This is a genomic window from Sorangium sp. So ce1153, from assembly GCF_051521595.1.
Lineage (GTDB): Bacteria > Myxococcota_A > Polyangia > Polyangiales > Polyangiaceae > Sorangium.
The window spans coordinates 5670391-5689530 of record NZ_CP150361.1; the positions used below are offsets into that span (position 1 = coordinate 5670391).

Annotated in this window: 14 protein-coding genes; 10 read left to right on the forward strand and 4 right to left on the reverse strand. The window is 72.4% G+C overall.

The genetic code is table 11. The annotated features are described in order from the left end of the window. The first annotated feature begins 48 nt into the window (after positions 1-48). Positions 49-2400: a nitric-oxide reductase large subunit gene (locus WME85_RS20160; protein WP_437840311.1), complete on the forward strand. Its 2352-nt coding sequence runs from the start codon at positions 49-51 to the stop codon at positions 2398-2400. A gap of 55 nt (positions 2401-2455) precedes the next feature. Here the strand turns inward: WME85_RS20160 and WME85_RS20165 are convergent, their stop codons facing one another. Then, complete coding sequence (locus WME85_RS20165) at positions 2456-3463, reverse strand: LysR substrate-binding domain-containing protein (RefSeq protein WP_437840312.1); 1008 nt, start codon at positions 3461-3463, stop codon at positions 2456-2458. A gap of 89 nt (positions 3464-3552) precedes the next feature. Between WME85_RS20165 and WME85_RS20170 the strand changes: the two genes are divergently transcribed. From WME85_RS20170 to WME85_RS20180, 3 genes are all read left to right on the forward strand, one after another. Continuing rightward, positions 3553-4764 carry an FAD-dependent oxidoreductase gene (locus tag WME85_RS20170; RefSeq protein ID WP_437840313.1) on the forward strand — a complete coding sequence of 404 codons (1212 nt, stop codon included), beginning with the start codon at positions 3553-3555 and terminating at the stop codon, positions 4762-4764. Between the two features lie 93 nt (positions 4765-4857). Then, positions 4858-5154 (forward strand): type II toxin-antitoxin system Phd/YefM family antitoxin, encoded by a 297-nt coding sequence (locus WME85_RS20175; protein ID WP_437840314.1) that lies wholly within the window; start codon positions 4858-4860, stop codon positions 5152-5154. Then, on the forward strand, positions 5144-5437 hold the full coding sequence (locus WME85_RS20180) for a type II toxin-antitoxin system RelE/ParE family toxin (protein ID WP_437840315.1): 294 nt from the start codon (positions 5144-5146) through the stop codon (positions 5435-5437). Before WME85_RS20175 ends, WME85_RS20180 begins: the two co-directional genes overlap by 11 nt. A gap of 33 nt (positions 5438-5470) precedes the next feature. On the opposite strand, the gene WME85_RS20185 is transcribed toward WME85_RS20180, so the two are convergent. Then, positions 5471-5698: a hypothetical protein gene (locus WME85_RS20185; protein WP_437840316.1), complete on the reverse strand. Its 228-nt coding sequence runs from the start codon at positions 5696-5698 to the stop codon at positions 5471-5473. Positions 5699-5934: 236 nt separating this feature from the next. Here WME85_RS20185 and WME85_RS20190 point away from each other — a divergent pair, with 236 nt between their 5' ends. After that, positions 5935-10200, forward strand: coding sequence for a DEAD/DEAH box helicase family protein (locus WME85_RS20190; protein ID WP_437840317.1), 4266 nt, complete (start codon positions 5935-5937; stop codon positions 10198-10200). A gap of 16 nt (positions 10201-10216) precedes the next feature. Here the strand turns inward: WME85_RS20190 and WME85_RS20195 are convergent, their stop codons facing one another. Then, positions 10217-11005 carry a CBS domain-containing protein gene (locus WME85_RS20195; protein WP_437840318.1) on the reverse strand — a complete coding sequence of 263 codons (789 nt, stop codon included), beginning with the start codon at positions 11003-11005 and terminating at the stop codon, positions 10217-10219. Positions 11006-11328: 323 nt separating this feature from the next. On the opposite strand from WME85_RS20195, the gene WME85_RS20200 reads away from it, so the two are divergent. Both WME85_RS20200 and WME85_RS20205 read left to right on the forward strand, forming a co-directional pair. Then, on the forward strand, positions 11329-12003 hold the full coding sequence (locus WME85_RS20200; protein ID WP_437840319.1) for a universal stress protein: 675 nt from the start codon (positions 11329-11331) through the stop codon (positions 12001-12003). An 85-nt stretch (positions 12004-12088) separates the two neighbouring features. Continuing rightward, entirely contained in the window at positions 12089-13390 is a 1302-nt protein-coding gene (locus WME85_RS20205; protein WP_437840320.1) for a sialate O-acetylesterase, read from the forward strand. An 89-nt stretch (positions 13391-13479) separates the two neighbouring features. Here WME85_RS20205 and WME85_RS20210 read toward each other — a convergent pair whose 3' ends face one another. Next, positions 13480-14985, reverse strand: a complete 1506-nt coding sequence (locus WME85_RS20210; RefSeq protein WP_437840321.1) for a hypothetical protein — start codon at positions 14983-14985, stop codon at positions 13480-13482. Positions 14986-15915: 930 nt separating this feature from the next. Here WME85_RS20210 and WME85_RS20215 point away from each other — a divergent pair. The 3 genes from WME85_RS20215 to WME85_RS20225 all read left to right on the forward strand — a co-directional run bounded on the left by WME85_RS20215 (position 15916) and on the right by WME85_RS20225 (position 19071). Next, complete coding sequence (locus WME85_RS20215) at positions 15916-16992, forward strand: latent transforming growth factor beta-binding protein (protein WP_437840322.1); 1077 nt, start codon at positions 15916-15918, stop codon at positions 16990-16992. Positions 16993-17104: 112 nt separating this feature from the next. Then, complete coding sequence (locus WME85_RS20220; RefSeq protein ID WP_437840324.1) at positions 17105-18256, forward strand: aromatic ring-hydroxylating oxygenase subunit alpha; 1152 nt, start codon at positions 17105-17107, stop codon at positions 18254-18256. Further along, on the forward strand, positions 18253-19071 hold the full coding sequence (locus tag WME85_RS20225; protein WP_437840326.1) for a hypothetical protein: 819 nt from the start codon (positions 18253-18255) through the stop codon (positions 19069-19071). Before WME85_RS20220 ends, WME85_RS20225 begins: the two co-directional genes overlap by 4 nt. Positions 19072-19140 lie beyond the last annotated feature (69 nt).

Consider the following 19140-nt stretch of genomic DNA (forward strand, 5'->3'; position numbering starts at 1 on the left):
CGCGCCGCGGAGGGCGCGCCCGGGGCTCACGCGAACAACGAGGTCGATATGCATAGCCTACGACGACTCTGGCTGGCGCTCGCCGCCGTCATCACCGCTGGATTCTTGATCCTCGGCTTCATGGGCCGGGAGGTGTACCGCAAGGCGCCGCCGATCCCCGAGCGGGTGCAGACGCCGTCGGGCAGGGTGCTGCTCACGAAGGACGATATCCTCGACGGGCAGCTCGTCTATCAGAGCATCGGCGGACAGCAGGTGGGCAGCGTCTGGGGGCACGGCGCTTACCAGGCGCCGGACTGGTCGGCCGACTGGCTCCATCGCGAGGCCGAGGCGCAGCTCGCGCTCTGGAGCGAGCGCGAGCACGGCGCGCCGTTCGCGGCGCTGCCCGAGGAGGCGCAGGCCGCGCTGAAGGCGCGCCTCCGGCAGGCGATGCGCCACAACGGGTTCGACCCGGCGACCGGGGCGCTCACGGTCTCCGACGACCGCGCGCGGGCGATCGAGGAGACGGCGGCGCACTACCGCGCGCTGTTCGGCGACGAGCCCGGCCTCGACGGCCTGCGCGAGAGCTACGCGCTGCACACGGGCGCGGTCCCCGACGCGGGGCGGCGCGACAAGCTGACGGCGTTCTTCTTCTGGACCTCGTGGGCCTGCGCCGCGGAGCGCCCCGGGACCGGCGCGAGCTACACGAACAACTGGCCTCATGAGCCGCTCATCGGCAATGTGCCCACGAGCGCCAACGTGCTCTGGTCGGTGGTCAGCGTCGTGCTGCTGCTCGCCGGCATCGGCGCGCTGGTCTGGTATCACGCGTTCCGCCGCGCCGAGGAGCCTTCGGTCCCCGCGCCCGCGCGCGATCCGCTGGAGGGCTGGGTGCTCACCCCGTCGATGCGGGCCGTCGGGAAGTACTGCTTCGTCGTCGTCGCGCTGCTCGTGCTCCAGGTCGCGCTCGGCGCGCTGACGGCGCACTACACCGTCGAGGGACACGAGGTCTTCGGGCTGCCCGTGGCGGACTACCTGCCTTATGCGGTGACGCGCACCTGGCACGTCCAGCTCGGCGTCTTCTGGATCGCGACGGCCTTCCTCGCGACCGGGCTGTTCCTCGCGCCGGCCGTGGGCGGGCGCGAGCCGTGGGGGCAGCGCCTCGGGGTGAACGTCCTCTTCGCGGCGCTCGTGTTCGTCGTCTTCGGCTCGCTCGCGGGAGAGTGGCTGTCGGTGAAGCAGCGCTTCGCGCTCGAGGCGTCGTTCTGGTTCGGGCACCAGGGGTACGAGTACGTCGACCTCGGCCGCGCCTTCCAGATCGCGCTCTTCGGCGGCCTCGTGCTCTGGCTCGTCCTCATGCTGCGCGCGCTCTGGCCGGCGCTCGCGCGGCGCGACCTGAGCCGGCACATCGTGCTGCTCTTCACCGGCGCGACGGTGGCGATCGGGATGTTCTACGGCGTGGGCATGTTCTACGGCGCGAAGACGCACCTCTCGGTGATGGAGTACTGGCGCTGGTGGGTCGTGCACCTCTGGGTCGAGGGGTTCATGGAGGTCTTCGCCACCGCGGCGATCGCGTTCCTCTTCACGCGGCTCGGCCTCCTGCGGCCGGACAGCGCGGCGCGCGCGGCCCTGCTCTCGACGTGCATCTTCCTCGTCTCGGGCATCCCCGGCACGTTCCACCACCTCTATTTCAGCGGCACGCCGGTCTCGGCGATGGCCGTCGGCGCGAGCTTCAGCGCCCTCGAGGTGGTGCCGCTCGTCCTCGTGGGGATGGAGGCGCGCGAGACCTGGCAGATGCAGCACCGGAGCGGGTGGATGCAGGCGTATCGCTGGCCGATCCAGTTCTTCGTCGCGGTCGCGTTCTGGAACTTCGTGGGCGCGGGGCTGTTCGGCTTCCTCATCAACCCGCCGATCGCGCTCTATTACATGCAGGGCCTGAACACGACGCCCGTGCACGCGCACGCCGCCCTCTTCGGCGTCTACGGGCTGCTCTCGCTCGGCCTCGTGCTGCTGATGCTCCGCCGCCTGTTCCCTCACGCGGTCTGGAGCGAGGGGCGGCTCCGGGTCGCCTTCTGGGGGATGAACGGCGGGCTCGGGCTCATGATCCTGCTGAGCCTCCTGCCGATCGGGCTCGCGCAGGCGTGGGCCAGCGTCGAGCGCGGGCTGTGGTACGCGCGGAGCGCGGAGTTCATGCAGCAGCCGCTCCTCGAGGCGCTGCGCTGGATGCGGTTCGTCGGAGACAGCCTGTTCATCGCCGGCGTGGCGGCCTTCGTGTGGTTCGTCGCGGGCCTCTTCACGCGGCGGCCGGCGGGCGCCGCCTCGGCGAGGCCCGCGGCGGGCGCCGGCGAGGCGGGCGAGGTGGGGGCGATGGCCGCGCCTGCGGCGGCGATGGCCGCGCCTGTGGCGAGCGGGGCTCCGGCGGCCTGAGCTGCTCGCGATGAGCGCTCTCGCCGGGGGGGCGAGAGCGCCGGCGGGCGAGAGGTCAGGAAGCGCGACTCGACCTCTCTCTTCCTCTCCCTGCCTTCTTGATAGAGCTCCTCTTCTGATTGCGCCCCTCGTCGCTGCGCCTGAGCGGGGGCTCGCGCAGGGCGGCGATGACGACCTCGCGGAAGCGGCGGGCGCCCTCGTCGAGGTGCGTCCGCTCGTGCCAGACGAGCTGCATGCGGAAGACCATCGCGGGCACCGGCGGCTCGACGACGGCGAGCGGCGCGATCCGCGCGAGCGCGTCGGCCAGGCGGCGCGGCATCCCGGTGACGAGATCGGTGCTTGCGGCGACGACCGCGGCGGCGGCGAAGGTCGGGACGGTGACGGCAATCTCGCGGCGCAGCCCCTGTGCCGCGAGCATCTCCTGGGCGGCCCGGTTGCCGATGCCGCCGCGCCCGAGCGCGAGGTGGATGTCGATGTGGCGCAGCGAGTTGAAGCGCTCGCGCGTCAGCCGGCGGCCGGCGCACGGGTGGTCGCGGCGGACCACGAACGCGCTCTCCTGCTCGAAGAGGTCCGCGGCGTGGTGGCCGGGCGGGAGCGGGTACGCGGGCGAGAGCGCCGCGTCGACCTCGCCGCCGCCGAGCCCGCCGGACGCCTCGAGGTGATCGACGCTCACGACGCGGAGGGCCGCGCGCGGCATCGCCGCCGCGAACGCCGGCGCGATCGCCGGCAGGCTGCAGATCTGGTCGACGTCCGAGCAAGCGAGCGTGAACGCGCGCGTCGTCGCCCTCGGGTCGAACGAGCGCTCTCCCTCGATCGCCCCCGCGATCTCCCCGAACGCAGCCCGCAGCCGCGGCGCGAGCTCCAGCGCGCGGGGCGTCGGCACGAGGCCGCGCCCGCTGCGCACGACGAGCGGGTCGCCGAAGTGGGCGCGCAGCCGCGCGAGCGAGTTGCTCACCGCCGACGGCGTGACGCGGAGCCGCCGCGCCGCCCGCGCCGCGCTCCGCTCCTCGAGCACCGTGTGCAGGACGAGCAGCAGGTTGAGGTCGATCGCAGATAAGTTCACCGGCGGTGACGATTATCATCACGGATCATCACTGGCAATGAGCGCCAGTCGCACCCATGCTGGCCTGGACATCGAGAGGAGGTCTCGGGATGAAACAGCGGGGTGTGCGGCGCGCGATCCTCATCGGCGGGGGCATCGCGGGCCCGGTGCTCGGGATGTTCCTGCGGCGGCTCGGCGTCGAGGTGACGATCTACGAGGCGCGCGAGGCGCTGGTGGAGAGCGAGGGCGCGTTCCTCGGCGTCGCGCCGAACGGGATGAACGTGCTCGTCGAGCTGGGCGTCGCGGGCGCGGTGCAGGCGCGGGGCGCGCTCTGCGAGGGGCTCCGGTTCGAGAACGCGCGGGGCCGGCGCATCGGCGAGATCGACCAGCGCGAGGCGGCGCGGCGGTTCGGGGCGGGGCTCGTGATGATCCGGCGCGGCGCGCTGCAGGCCGCGCTCGCCGAGGAGGCGGTCCGGCGCGGCGTCGAGATCCGGTACGGCACGCGGCTCGCCGACATCGACCGGTCGGATCCGCGCGAGGTCGTGGCGCGCTTCGGCGAGGGCGGCGAGGGGGGCGCGGGCGGCGAGGCGCGCGGGGACGTGCTCATCGGGTGCGACGGGTTCCGCTCGCGGACGCGGGCGCGCGCGCTGCCCGACGCGCCGGCGCCGGGGTACACGGGGCTCATCGACTTCGGCGGGTTCGCGCGCTGCCCTTCAGCGCCGCTCACGCCCGGCTGGAACGTGATGGTGTTCGGCCGGCGCGCGTTCTTCGGCGCGTTCGCGGCGCCGGACGGCGAGGTCTGGTGGTTCCACAACAGCGGGGAGCCCGAGGCGGGCGGCGCCGCGGCGCCGGGGTCGCTCCGCGAGCGCATCCTGGCGTCGCACGAGGGTGATCCGGGATGGATCGCCGACGTGGTGCGCGCGACGCCGGAGGTGCTCGGGCCGTGGCGGCTCCACGATATCCTCACGATGCCGCGCTGGCACGCTGGCCGGGTGTGCCTCATCGGCGACGCAGCGCACGCGGCGACCCCGCACGCCGGTCAGGGCGCGTCGCTGGCCATGGAAGACGGGATGCTCCTCGCGAGGTGCCTCCGCGACGCGGCCGAGCCGGAGCAGGCGTTCGCGGCCTTCGAGCGCCTGCGGCGGCCGCGCGTCGAGGCGATCGTCCGCCAGGCGCGGCGGAACGGCAGCCGCAAGGCCGTCGGTGGTCCGGTGGCAGAGTGGCTCCGCGACCGGGCGCTGCCGCTGTTCCTGCGGATCGGCGCGGCGGCGCAGGAGCGCGCGTACGCGTACCGGATCGACTGGGAGGCGCGGGTGGCCTAGCGGGGTGGAGGGGTGGGGGATCGAGCCCAGCCCACGTTGCGGGCTGGAGCGGATGGTCGTAATTTCGACCAGACCGCGAGCTCGAGGACCCTGATGAAGAAGATCAACGTCGCAGAGGACATCGTTCCCATCGGTGAGTTCAAGACGCATGCGTCCGAGCTCCTCCGGCAGCTCCACGCGACCCAGCGGCCGCTCGTCATCACCCAGAACGGCAAGCCGGCTGCGGTGGTGATCACCCCCGACGCGTTCGAAGAGATCGAGCGCCGAGAGCTCGTCAAGGCCAAGGTCGAGGCAGGGATCGCGAGCGTCGAGAGAGAAGGAACCCTCTCGTCGACCGAGGTTCGCGCACGGCTCAAGGCCAAGGTCCGAGCGAGCTCAGGTGCCCGCTGAGTGGTCGCCCGAGGCGCTCGCCGACCTCGAGGACATTTGCGCCTACATCGCGCGCGATAATCCGAAGGCCGCCGAAGCCTGGATTGAAAAGCTCATCAGCAAGGCCGAGAAGGCATCGGCCCATCCCCGCGCAGGTCGCGTCGTTCCGGAGATCGAGGAGCCCGACATCCGGGAAGTGTTCCTGAAGAGCTATCGCATCATCTATCGTGTGGAGCCGGAGCGCGTCGTCGTGCTCACCGTGCTTGAGGGCCACCGACGGCTGCGAGCAAGCCGGCAGCGCTGACGCTCCGCGGCCCCCGGATCACGACAGCGCGCCTCAGGCCCTCCTGGGCGTGGGCGATGCGCGGAGCCGCAGCAAGCTGAGCAGCTCGGCCAGATGGACGAGCCCTTCGGCTTCGGTGGCCTCATCCGCCGACAGCGGCTCTCCTCGGTCCTGCTTGTTCAGGAGCGCCTGCAGTCGGCGATCGACCCCCTCAGGAAGCCGGAGCTGGGCAAGGTCGGAAGGCAGCTCCACGTCGATGTGGACAGTCGCCGGTGTCGCCATGGTCGAGCTCGTCGTGAACTTAGCAGATACGAGGTCGGCGAACAGCCCGGGAGCTGGGGGACGAACGCCAGGGCTGCGGGTCTGCCGAGCGCCTCGCGGCGAGCCGGCGGGCCCCACGAGCTTCCGGCCGAGTGGAGGCCATCGGAAGAGGAGCAGCGCGTCCGAGACGCGACGCGGCCGCGGGGCGGACCGACGAATACACACGGCTCCTGCTCCGAAGTACCATCGCGGCCCTGGTGACTTCCCCGTTCCTCGAGGCGCCTGGCTCGGCCTGGGTCGCGAGCAACTCGCTCGCGTTTGCCCTGCGCGACCGCTTCCCGGTCAGCCAGGGCCACACGCTCGTCATCCCGCGCCGCCTCGTCTCGACCTGGTTCGACGCCACCGTCGAGGAGCGCGCCGCGATCTTCGAGCTCGTCGACGCCGTGAAGCGGCAGCTCGACCAGGAGCTCCGGCCGGACGGCTACAACATCGGCATCAACGCGGGCGAGGCTGCAGGGCAGACGGTGATGCACCTGCACGTCCACGTGATCCCCCGCTTCCGCGGCGACGTGGACGACCCGCGCGGCGGCGTGCGCCATGTCATCCCCGGCAAGGGGAACTACCTCGCTGGGAGGCCCTCTCCGCTCGCGACGGGCGGCGCCGACGACCCGTTCCTGCGCCATATCGCGCCGATCTTCGCGCGCGCGACCGACGTCGCTATCCTCGCGGCCTTCGTCCAGCAGAGCGGCCTCGACGTGCTGGAGGGCCACGTGTTCGCCGCCCTCGCGCGCGGCGCCCGCGTGCGGCTCGTCACCGGCGATTACCTCCACATCACCCAGGCCACGGCGCTGGCCGAGCTGCTCGACTGGGCCGGCGGCAACGCCGCGCTCGCGGACGCCGAGGGCGTCCGGGGCAGCTTCGAGGCGCGCGTCGTCGAGGTCGACGCGCTGCCCGGCAAGATCCGCTCGTTCCACCCCAAGTCGTGGCGCTTCGAGGGCCCGGGCTTCGGCGCAGCGTTCGTCGGATCGAGCAACGTCTCGCGCGCGGCGCTCGGCAGCGGCGTCGAGTGGAACCTGCGCGTCGACCGGCACCGCGATCCAGAGGCCTACCGGGCCGCCGCCGACGCCTTCGAGCGCTGGTGGTCCCGCGCCCTGCCGCTCACGGCCGACTGGGTCGAGCGCTACGCCCGCCGCGCGCGTGAGATCTCGGCCGACCTGCCGCCCGGCGAGGAGGACGCGGAGGCGATCGAGCCCCCGCCGCCGCCGCACGCCATCCAGATCGAGGCGCTCGCCGCGCTTCAGCGGAGCCGCGCGGACGAGGGGCGCCGCCGCGCGCTCGTTGTGCTCGCCACGGGGCTGGGCAAGACGTACCTGGCGGCGCTCGACGTCGCCGCCTGGACCGAGCACCAGGGCCGCTCGCCGCGCGTGCTCGTGCTCGCCCACCGCGAGGAGCTGCTCTTCCAGGCCGCGAAGACGCTCCGCCGCCTCCCGCAGGGCCGCGCTGCGCGCTTCAGCTGGTGCGCCGGGAGCGCGGGCGAGCTCGACGGCGACATGGTCTTCGCCTCGGTGCAGAAGCTGTCGCGCCCCGAGCACCTCGCGCGCCTCGTCCGCGGGAGCTTCGACTACGCGATCGTGGACGAAGTCCACCACGGGACCGCGCCGACCTACCGCGCGATCCTCGACCGCCTCGAGCCCGGCTTCTTGCTCGGCCTGACCGCCACGCCCGAGCGCGCCGACGGCGCGGATGTCGTCGGGCTGTTCGACGATCACGTCGCCTACCGGGCCGATCTCGGCACCGGCATCGAGCGGAAGCTGCTCGTCCCATTCGCGTACTTCGGCCTCCGGGACGAGACCGATTATCGATCCGTCACCTTCAAGAACCGCCGGTTCGATCCGGAGGAGCTGGAGAGGGCGATCGACACCGATCGTCGACTCGAGCAGATGTGGCGCGCGTGGCAGGAGCACCCGGGGGCGCGCACGCTCGTGTTCTGCTGCTCGATCCGGCACGCGCACCACGCCTGCGACTTCTTCGCGAGGCGAGGCGTGCGCATCGCGGCCGTCCATTCAGGCCCGGAGTCAGCGCCGCGCGAGGAGGCGCTGGCGGACTTCATCGCTGGCAAGCTCGACGCGCTGTGCGCTGTCGATCTGTTCAACGAGGGGGTCGATCTGCCCGACGTCGATCGCGTGGTGATGCTCCGACCCACGGAGTCGCCGGTCGTCTTTCTCCAGCAGCTCGGCCGTGGTCTGCGCAGGTCGGACGGCAAGGCGCAGCTCACCGTGCTCGATTTCGTCGGCAATCACCGCGTGTTCCTCGACCGCGTGCGGACGCTCGTCTCGCTGGGCTCCGAGGCCTCCGACCTGCGCGATTTTCTCGGCGGGGTCCGCGCCGCGCGCCTGCCGCCGGGGTGCACGGTGGACCTCGATCTCGAGGCCAAGGACCTCCTGCTCAGCCTGCTCCCGGCGCGCGGCAAGAGCGAGGTGGAGCGCGCGTACCGCGATCTCCGCGAGGCCCGCGACGACCGTCCGACGGCCGGCGAGCTCTACCGGATGGGCTACCGGCCTACCTCGCTGCGGCCGGCGCACGAGGGCTGGTTCGATTTCGTGGCGACCGAGGGCGATCTGAGCGCGCCCGAGCTCCGGGTCCTCCGTGCCGCCGGCGCGTGGTTCCGGGAGCTCGAGGTGACCGCGATGAGCAAGTGTTACAAGATGGTCACCCTCGAGGCGCTGCTCGAGGCAGGCGCGCTCTTCGAGGGGGTGTCGGTCGACGAGCTCGCGCGCAGGAGCCACGCCCTCCTCGCTCGCTCGCCTGAGCTCTCTCGCGACCTCGAGGGCGTGGCCGAGCTGGGAGGCGGCGGATCGCTGGAGCTGGGCCGCTTCGTCGCTTACTGGAAGACCAACCCCATCGCGGCGTGGACCGGGGAGCGCAACCGCCGCTGGTTCGCGCTCGACGGCGATCGCTTCGTCTCGAAGCTCTCGTGTCCTCCCGGCGACGAGGAGGTCTTTGCCGCGATGACACGGGAGCTCGTCGATTATCGTCTCGCCATGTACCGCGCGCGCCGCCGGGAGGACGGCTCCGGCGCCTCGTTCTCGACCAAGGTGCTGTGGAACCAGCGCGACCCGATCCTCAAGCTGCCTTCACGGAAAGCCCGCCTTGATCTGCCTGCGGGAGATACCGACGTCCGGCTCCCCGACGGCGAGGTGTGGCGCTTTCGCTTCATGAAGGAGTTCTGCAATGTCGCCCACCGGGTGGGCTCGCAGCGCAACGAGCTCCCGGACCTCCTGCGTCGATGGTTCGGCCTCGGCGCTGGCCGTCCTGGAACGGCGTTCCACGTCCGCTTCGCCCGATCGCCCGACGGCCTCTGGGCCGAGCCGGAGCGCCCTGAAGGCGTCTCCACGGCGCCGCGCGGCGCGCTCGTCGCTTTTCCCGATCTGCGCGCGGCGGCCGGCGCCGCCGGCGCGCCGACGGAGCTCTCTCCCGGGGCCGAGGCCGTGATGTTGCCGACCGTGGCGCGGGGCGAGGGGCTCTTCGCCGTGCGCGCGGCGGGCGACTCGATGGATGGCGGGAAGCGTCCGATCCGCGATGGCGACTGGCTGATCCTGCGGTTTGCGCGCGGCGCCTCCGTTGAGGCGCTCGACGGCAAGGTGGCGCTGGTGCAGATCCCGGATCGCGATCTCGGGTTTGCGTATCAGATCAAGCGGATCGTGCGCGACGGGCCGCGGTGGTGGCTTCGCTCGGACAACCCTGACAGGCCGTCGTTCGAGGCGACCGCCGAGACGGTGCCGATCGCGAGCCTGGTCGAGGTGATCCGCCCCGAGGACCTCGGCCCACCTCTCGGCGAGCGCTTCCCGGACGACAGCGCTGCTGCCGACGCGTTCGGCCTGGACGAGCCGCCGCGGACCGGCCGTGTCGGCGGACACCTCTTCTTCTGTCTGGAGGCGCCGGGGGCGCTCGTTGCCCCTGATCGCATCCGGGCGCCGGCAGCAGTGCAGCAGCGCCGTCCCGGAGAGACCGCCTTCGTCCTCGTGCGGTCGCCCGGCGAGCCCGCCTGGCGATACGCCGGTGTGGCCAGGTATCTCGATGACGAGGGGCTCTGGGCCTGTCCGGGGATCGACCACGCGGCGTACCGCGCGCTGGGCTCAGGCCGCAGGGCGTCACGATCGCTTCCTCCGGGGGCGCGCGAGCGGGCGCGGGCGCTCGTGGAGGAACTGCTCCGCCGGCCCGGCGCGGGCGCCATGGTGGAGCGGGACGGCGAGCGCTGCCGGATCGTCGGGCGGACCGAGGCCGGCGGGCTGCGCATCGATGGTGGCCCGGGCGGCTTCGAGGAGCGGACCGTGTCGCTCACCGATCTCGCCTGGGTGATCGTCGCGCGCGACGATGTGAAGAAGAACGGAGGCCTGCTGGACGAGGAGCGGGTCAACCGGCTGCGCTACCTCGAAGGGACGCCGAGGGCGGCGACGCGGTGGATCGACACGGGATGGGCGCTCGTGCTCGCGTCAGAGGCGGACGCGACAGGAGCGACGTGATGGTGGGGGGAGGACCTCAGCTCCTCTTGCGCGCGGGCAGCGGGATCAGGTATCCGCAGCTCCGCCCGAACCAGCGCAGCACGTCGAGCGATGAAAGGATGCCCACGACCTTGCCGTCGTCCGAGGTCACGGCCAGGCGGTGCACGCCCTCGTAGGCCATGAGCGACGCGGCCTGCCGGATGCTCGCGCTCTCGTGCAGCTGCAGCACCACCGGCGTCATGATGTCGCGCGCGGTGGTCTTGATGGGCTCGTACACGTGGAAGCCCTGCTCGATGTCGAGCGGCGCGATGTCGTCCGGCTGCAGGGTCACCCGCCGCGACTCCTCCGTGTCCCCGCGCTCCTGCGCTGCCCGCAGGACGTCGGCGCGCGACACCATCCCGACCGGCCTGCCCTCCGCGTCCACGACCGGCACTCCGCTGATCTCGTGGCCAACGAGCAGGGCCGCGATCTCGTCGACCGTGACCTCCGGCCGGACGCAGATGACGTCCCTCGTCATGATGTCGGCGAGCGGCGTCTCCGGATCCAGCGGCCCGCCCACGCCACGCAGCAGATCCGCGCGCTCCTCGCCCGGGGTCGCCGGGCCGGCATGACAGACGACCGACGTCGTGCGCGCGGTCGCGTCGAAGTGCAACGCGTGGAAGCGGCGGCACGACTCGCACTCAGCGACCGTCGTCGAACGCTCCTGCAAGGGACAGTAGACCGTCGCCGCGCCCGACTCCTCCCCGTCGTCTCCCACGATCCGCGCGCTGCGGATCAGGTGGTGCGCGATGGGGTGCTCTCCGTTGATCGGCTCAGGGCTCGTCATCGTCTTCTCTCCGCTTCGCCCGGCGTCCTTCGCTCGAGGCGCAGCACCACATGAGCACCGGGCGTGCCACGGCCTCGATCCCCGGGGCGCCGCGGCCCTGGTCGCGCCACGCCCGCGCCCCCGCGCGCCGTTTGCGCCGCGGCGAACAGGGTGCGGCTGGCTCGCCCCGCGCGCGGAGCGCGCTGTCGGCCCCTGCGAGAGGAGCGCGCCTCTCGAGCGCCGGACCGCGTGGCACGCGGCGTGCGAGGGCGTTCGAGGGCGTGCTGGGCAGCGCGGGTTTCCCGCGGTCATGGCCTTGCAACGAGGCAGAGGAGGCTCTTTTCATGTCGAGCGCGAGCGCAGCGGGTCGGTTTGTCATCGTCGTCGGAGTCGACTTCTCGCAGGCGAGCAACGGTGCGCTCGACCAGGCGCTCGAGTCCGCCTGTTGCCGGGAGAACGCGGAGGTGCACGCGGTCTACGTGGAGCCCGAGAGCTGGGTCGGCCTCGGGCTCTCGCGGGCGCCCGCGGAGGCCACCAAGCCCGATGTCGCGCTCCAGCAGCTTCAGCAGCGCGCGAGCGAGCGCGTGCGCGCCATGGGCAGCAAGCTCGACGGCAGGCGGCTGAAGCGCGTCGTCGTCCATTTCCGCCGCGGCGCCGCCGCCGAGAACATCGCCCAGCTCGCCGCCGACCTCGAGGCCGACCTCGTGGTCGTCGGCTCGCACGGCCATCACGGGATCGAGCGGCTGCTGCTCGGCTCGGTCGCCGAGCGCGTCTCGCGGCTCGCCCGCTGCCCCGTGTGGATCGTCCGGCCCAAGGATCACGCGACGGCCGGCCGGGTCCCCGAGATCGAGCCGCCCTGCCCGGAGTGCGTGAAGCACCGGCAAGAGACCGGCGGCGCAGCGCTCTGGTGCGCGCGCCACTCGGAGCACCACGCGCGACCGCACCGCTACTCGTATGCGACCAACGGGGTCTGCGCGGCGTCGACCTCGGTCTATCAGACGATGCCCGAAGGGATGTGACCCCGAGGCGAGCCCCGACCGACCGCGATCTCGGCCGCGCGCCGCCGTGTTGACGTGGCGGCGCGCGCGGGGGATATACCGTGCCATGAAGCGGTCTTGCATCGCCATGTTGGCCGGCGTCATGTCCCTCTCCGCGTCCGCCATGGCGCAGCCGGTGAAGGTGTTCGTCCTCGCGGGCCAGTCGAACATGGTCGGCTTCGGCGTGGGCCGCGATCTCCCGCCCGAGCTCGGGAGCCAGCCGGACATCTGGTACGACCACTACAACCCCGACGCGCGTGAGGGAGGGCCCTATGCCTCGGCGACGAGCACCGACTGGGGGCCGCTCGAGCCGAAGGGCGACGCGCGCCGCTACGGGCCCGAGATCACGTTCGGCCGCGCGGTGGCAGCGGCGTTTCCGGAGCACCGGATCGCGATCGTGAAGGTGGCGCAGGGGGGCACGAACCTCGTCGACCACTGGGGGCGCGGGCTCCCGCCCGATCCCGAGGTGCTTTACAAGTCGCAGCTCTACCACACGCTCCTCGGCAGCCTGGACTCCGCCACGTACACCGGCGATCGCGCCCTGCTCTATCCCGACGAGGTGACGCGGCTCGACGGCGCCCTGGCGCGGCTCGAGTCGGAGGGGCACGATTACGAGATCGCGGCGCTCGTCTGGATGCAGGGCGAGAACGAGGCGGGGTGGTCGGCTGCGTTCCGCTACGGCGACTTGCTGCGCAGCTTCATCGCCACGGTCCGCGAGGACCTCCGCGTCCCCGATCTCCCGGTCGTGCTCGGCCGGGTCAGCGACAACCTCTACCCCGCGAACGGCGGGCCCATCGCCGCCGGCCGGGAGGCGAACATCGACGCCGTGCGCGCGGCGCAGGTGGCCGTGGCCGACGAGGTCCCCCGGGTCGCGTGGGTCGACACGGACGACTTCGCGCCGCGGGCGCCCGACGACGGGTACCATTTCGATTCCACCGCATACCAGGTCCTCGGCCAGCGCTTCGCCGACGCGTACATCGCTCTGGCCAACGGGGAGGACTCGCCGAGCGCCGCATCGGCGAGCAGCGCCGGGAGCGCGGGCGCGGGGGGAGGAAGCGCCACCGCCGGATCGAGCGGGAGCGCCGGGGGCGGCTCCGGCGCGACCGGGAGCTCGGCGGCCGTCACGGGCGGCGCCGGGAGCGCGGGCGCGGGGGGAGGGGGCGCCACGGGGGGATCCAGCGGAGCCACCGCAACCACGGGCAGCGCCGCGAGCGCGGCCGGATCGAGCGGGGCGGGCGCCGGCGAGAGCGGCGGCTGTGGCTGCGGAATGGCCGCGGGGGCGGGCCCTGGGTCGACAGCGGCGGCGCTCGGGCTGGCCGCGCTCGCGGGCCTGCGTCGCCGCCGTCCTCGCGGGCGGCAGGCCGGATGACGCATCACGGGCGGTGACGCAGGGCGATGGCGCCGCAGAGGCCCGTCGTCACGCCGCACGGGCCTCTGCAGGCGCTCATCGTCGATGGCTCACTCCTCCGGCCAGCAGCTCCCGAAGCTGCACTCGTAGCCCTCGCGGCAGTCGCTCGATGAGGTGCACGCGGTGAAGCAGAAGGCGTCGCCCGCGGAGGTCGCTATCTCGCAGACGGAGCCGTCGGCGCAGTCGTTGAGCTCCGGATCACACCCGCTCGTGCAGTAGCCGCCGGGCCAGCCCTCGCTGGCCTCGCTGATGCAGATGAGGCCCATGCAGTCGGCGTTGGCGCTGCACGGCGCACCGTCGGCGGCCTCGCCGGGCGCCGGGTCGCATCGACCCGACTCGGGATTGCAGGTGGCGCCCTCCAGCGTGCACTGCGCGTCGCTGGTGCAGCCCGGCCAGCAGGTGCCGTCCTCCCAGCACACGTAGCCGGCGCGGCAGTCGCTCGCCGTCGTGCAGGTGGTCAAGCAGAGGCCGGTGACGGGGTCGCAGATGCCGCCGTTGCACTCGCTGTCCTCCGCGCACAGGCCCGTGCAGAAGCCGCCGGGCCAGCCGTAGTCGAGCTCGGTGGCGCAGATCTCGCTGGCGCACTCGTCGTCCGCCGCGCAGCTGGTGCCGTCCGGGCTCGCCGGGGCGCCGCAGATGCCCTCTGCCTCATCGCACACGCCCACCTCCGGGCACTGCGCGTCGCTGGTGCAGGCCGGCTGGCAGAGCTCGTCGTCGCACGTATAGCCGGTGCGGCACTCAGCCGGCGTGGTACACGCGGCCAAGCAGATGCCGATTCCACTGGTCGTCATGACGCAGACGCCGCCGCCGGCACAGTCGCTGTCCGCCTCGCACAGGCCCGTGCAGTAGCCGGAAGGCAGGCCGTCGAGGGTCTCGGTGAGGCAGAAGCCGTCGTCGCATTCGGCGTCTTCCGTGCAGGGAGCGCCGTCGTCGCCGGCGTCGCCGCCGCCAGCGCCCGTGGTGGCGGAGGTCGTGGTGGTGGCCGAGGTCGTGGTGGTGGCCGAGGTCGTGGTGGTGGTGCCGCCGCCGTCGCCGCCGGTGCCCGTGGTGGCGGAGGTCGTGGTGGTGGTGGTGCCGCCGCCGTCGCCGCCGGTGCCCGTGGTGGCGGAGGTCGTGGTGGTGGTGGTGGTGGTGGTGCCGCCGCCGTCGCCGCCGGTGCCCGTGGTGGCGGAGGTCGTGGTGGTGGTGGTGGTGGTGCCGCCGCCGTCGCCGCCGGTGCCCGTGGTGGCGGAGGTCGTGGTGGTGGTGGTGGTGGTGCCGCCGCCGTCGCCGCCGTCGCCGCCGGCACCCGTGGTGGTCGTGGTCCCGCCGCCCGCACCGCCGTCGCCGCCGCCGGTGGTGCCGCCGCCGTCGCCGCCGCCGGTGGTGCCGCCGCCGTCGCCGCCGCCGGTGGTGCCGCCGCCGTCGCCGCCGCCGGTGGTGCCGCCGCCGTCGCCGCCGGTACCCGTCGTGCTGCTTGCCGTGGTGGTGCCGCCCCCCGCGCCACCCAGGCCCCCGCCGCCCCCGGTCCCCGGGGGCGTCGTCGACTCATCATCGCCGCACGCTGCGGTCGTCATCAAACCGAGCACAAAAAGGCACACCAAAGATCGCTTCTTCATCCGCAGCTCTCCAGCAGATAAGGGTCCAGTGACGCGGCGCCGGGTTCTCGGAGGTGTACGGCCCCGCCTCGTGATCTGCGCGCACATCTTCTGCCGAAACGGCACGGAAGCCAACGCCTCTTTGCGCCGTCTCGGCTCTTTCATGCGGGGAGCATCCGGCTAACCGCACCCGACCTCCCCCGCGCTCGCCCTCTCTCCCGGTCGAGAACGAAAACAGCAGCTTTCCGACGGGCGTCTGCGCGACTGCCGCGTTCGCTCCTGGTTGCCGCGCTCGATCCGCAATAACGGATGACTCATTGCGGGTAGCAACGTCCTTATTCTCCGCCCGTCGCCCAGCTGCCCTCCTCCCGCGGCTCATGCTGGACAGTTCATTCCAGAATGAGCGGTCCAGAACACGCCGCAGGGGCGAGGGGACCCGAGTCCGGCAGGGGCCCCCGCGCCGCGCGACGAGCAGGGGCTCTCTGGCTCGGTGACTCGGCGAGACCTCATGTGCGCCCAGGGACGAACTTGCCTGACGAGGTGTCAGAGCGCGCCGCGCGCATCGCCCATCGCGGCATGCGGCATGGCCGCTGGCTGGAGCTGCGCTGTGTACCCCCTTGCCCGTACCTGTCCCGACCTGGTTCGGGCCGTGCACTCCGCTCCTCTCGGACCGAGCGCCACTTCGACGATTGACCGGCCGCTTCGCAGGCTGGTATAGGTAGCCGTTTCTCTTCTAACCGAAATTTACAGTTGCATTCGAAGCGAGCTGCGGTCGAGCGCGGTGTGCGCCGGAGAAGGGTACCTGGAGCCTCCAGCGCCAGCATGTCGTTTTCCTTTGCCGGCTTGCGGCGGCCCCCTGGCGCCTCGCCGCGATGACCTTTCGCTCAGCCAGAGGATGAGGAGACCACGATGCGTGTCAGACACGTGATGACCACAGCAGCCCTCGCCGGTTTGTTTGCGGCCTGTGCCGGTTCGGAGGGCGGCGAGAGCGGGAAGCCGGTGTATGCGACGGTCTGCGAGGCGCGCTGTGCCTGCGAGGGCTGCTCCGGGGACCAAGGTGGCCTGTGCGAGGCCGAGCAGGGCGCGCTCGCGCAGCAGGCAGAGGAGCGGTGCCAGGCCGAGCACACGGCCTACATCGATTGCGTCCGCCTGGAGGGCCGGTGCGTGGACGGCCATCACGCGGCGGAGGGGTGCGAGGTGGCGGCGGCGGCGCTCCTCGGCTGCCTCGAGCCGAGCGAGCAAGATCCTTGCCCCAGCGAGGGCGACGGCACCTGTGATGAGCCCGGGGGCACCGGCAGGTGCCCGGACGGCACCGACCCCGTCGACTGCCAGTCTTTCTGCCCGTACACAGGCAACGGCGTCTGCGACGAACCCGGGCACACCGGCCTCTGTCCGGCGGGCACCGACACCGAGGACTGCGAGCCCCCGTCGTGCGACCACGTGGGAGACGGGGCCTGCGACGAGCCCGAGGGCACTGGCCTGTGCCCGGAGGGGACAGACATGGAGGACTGCGCGGTGCCCACCTGCGACAGCACGGACAACGGCGAGTGTGACGAGCCCGAGGGCACCAAGCGGTGCGCGGAGGGGACCGACGTCAATGACTGCGCGGTCGCGCCCTGCGCGAGCAAGAACAACGGCGAGTGCGACGAGCCCGAGGGCACCGGGCTCTGCGAAGAGGGCACCGACGTCAACGACTGCAAGGACGCCGGGACCTGCGACGGTCTCCACAGCTGCGGCAGCGGGACGACCGGGTGCGTCGCGTGCGCGAACCAGGGGAGCTGCGCCGACGAGCTCGCGGCGTGCGTCAGCAACGACGAGTGCATCTACTTCAGGCAATGCGCCGTGACCTGCGCGGACTCGGCCTGCATCGACAGGTGCATAGCGGCCCATCCGGACGGAGCGTCCCTGTACCACCCTTACGATAGGTGCCTGAACTGCGACGAGTGCTACTACTCGTGCAGCGCCGGCGGCGTGTTCGCGTGCTGATCCGCGGTCTACGCAGGCGCAGCGCCCCCCGGGCGGCCTGAGCGCGCGCCCGGCCGCTTCCTCGGCGGGCGAGGAGCCCGTCGCCCTGCGCGTTCTGGTAGCATCGCCCCGCTTGCCGGAACTCCCGCTCTCCTCAGCCGATCTCCACGCCGTCCTCGCGCCGCTCGACAGCGCCCGCCCGCTGCCCGCGCGCGCTTACTGGGACGAGGACGTCTTCGCCTTCGATCAGGCCGAGATCTTCGGGCGCTCCTGGCTCTGCGTCGGGCGGGAGGACGAGCTCTCCCGCCCCGGAGAGTGGCTGCTCGCGCCGCTCACGCCGGCGGGGGTCCTCGTCGTCCGCGGCGCCGATCTGGAGCTCCGCGCGTTCCACAACGTCTGCCGCCACCGGGCGGCGACGCTCGTCGAGGGCGCGTGCGGCCGGCTCGATCACCTCGAGTGCCCGTACCACGGCTGGACCTACGAGCTCTCCGGCGCCCTGCGCGCGGCGCCCCACGCGCCGCCCGGCTTCGACCGCGGCGCGCACGGGCTCCTCCGCGCGCGGGCGGGCGCCCTGTTCGGCTTCCTCTTCGTGACGCTCGATCCCGGGGCGCCGGCGCTGGAGAGCGCGCTCGGCGACGTGCCGCCGTGGCTCTCGCGCCCGGAGCTGCGCTCGCTGCGGCGGGGCAGGCGGGTGGAGTACGAGGTCGCCGCGAACTGGAAGCTCTGCGTCGAGAACTTCCAGGAGTCGCACCACTTTCCGCGCGTGCACCCCGGGCTGGAGCGGCTCACCCCGTGCGACGACGCGGTCTCGTGGGGCACGGGCGGCGCGGGCGGCCCGTGGCTCGGTGGGATGATGGCTCTCGCGCCCGGCGCCGAGACGGTCTCGACCAGCGCGGCGCGCGGCGCGCGGCCGCTGGTCGTCCCCGAGGCGGAGCGGCGGCGCGTGCGCGACGCGATGCTGTTTCCGGGCCTGCTCACGAGCCTTCAGCCCGACTACCTGCTCACCTACCGGCTCACGCCGCGCGCTCCCGACCGGACGCTCGTGGTCGCGGACACGTACTTCCACCCCGCGGCGTTCGTCCCGGGCTTCGCTCCGGGCGACGTCTTCGCCTTCTGGGACGCCGTGAACCGGGAAGACCGCGCGATCTGCGAGCGCCAGCAGCGCGGGATCCGCGCCCCGGGGTACGCCCCGTCGGCGTACGCCATGGTGGAGGACGGCGTCCACGCGTTCGACGGGATGGTCGCGCGCAGGTACCTCTCGGCCCTCGGCGCGAGGACGGCATGAGCAAGCTCTGCGGCCTGTGGGGCCGCCCCTATGTCGACCTGTCGCCGCTGATCGACACGTCCTGCTTCGCGGAGCTCGATCGCGAGATCGTGCTCGGCCTCTGCCGCGTCGAGCCCTCGTACACGGGCGGCAGCCTGAAATGGATGGGCGTCGTCGCCCCGTGGGTGCACGAGGACCCGTACGTGGATTACGGGCAGGTGATCGGCGGCTTCTCGCGCGAGGAGTTCCGCGACTTCGTCGCGCTCGGCGAGGACCCGGCCGCCTTCGACCTGGATCGGCGACGCGAGTACACGTTCGGAGACGAGACCGAACACCCGCTGACGCGGGCGCAGATGCTCTACCTGAAGTACCGCTACGGCGTCTATTTCCCCTGGAAGGTCTGCTATCACCTCCTCGAGAACGATCGCTGGGAAGACAAGCACTCGGGCGCCGGAAAGGACTTCTCGGAGGAGGCGAGGGCGGTATTCCCCCGCACCGTCGAGTTCATCCGGAGCCTGCCGTTCGTCGAGATCGGCCGGTGCGTGCTCTTCGGCCTGGAGGCGAACGATCACGCGCCCGCGCACCGCGACACCGAGCCGGGGAGCGCGCTCGGGGCGGCGCAGTCGATCTCCTTCGACCCGCGCGGCGACAAGCGATTCTACGTCTGCGACAGGGAGGGGGAGGAGCGCACGGTCGTGCGCGCGCCCATCTACTGGTTCAACGACATGGATTACCACGGCGTGGAGGCGGACCCGTTCTTCCGGTATTCGATCCGCGTCGACGGCGTGTTCAAGCCGGAGTTCGTGAAGCGACTCCAGCGGCTCCACCGGCGGTAGGCGCGGCTCAGCGCGTGGTGGACGAGCGCGACGAACGCGACGATCGCGACTGCCCCGCGGGCGCTGGCC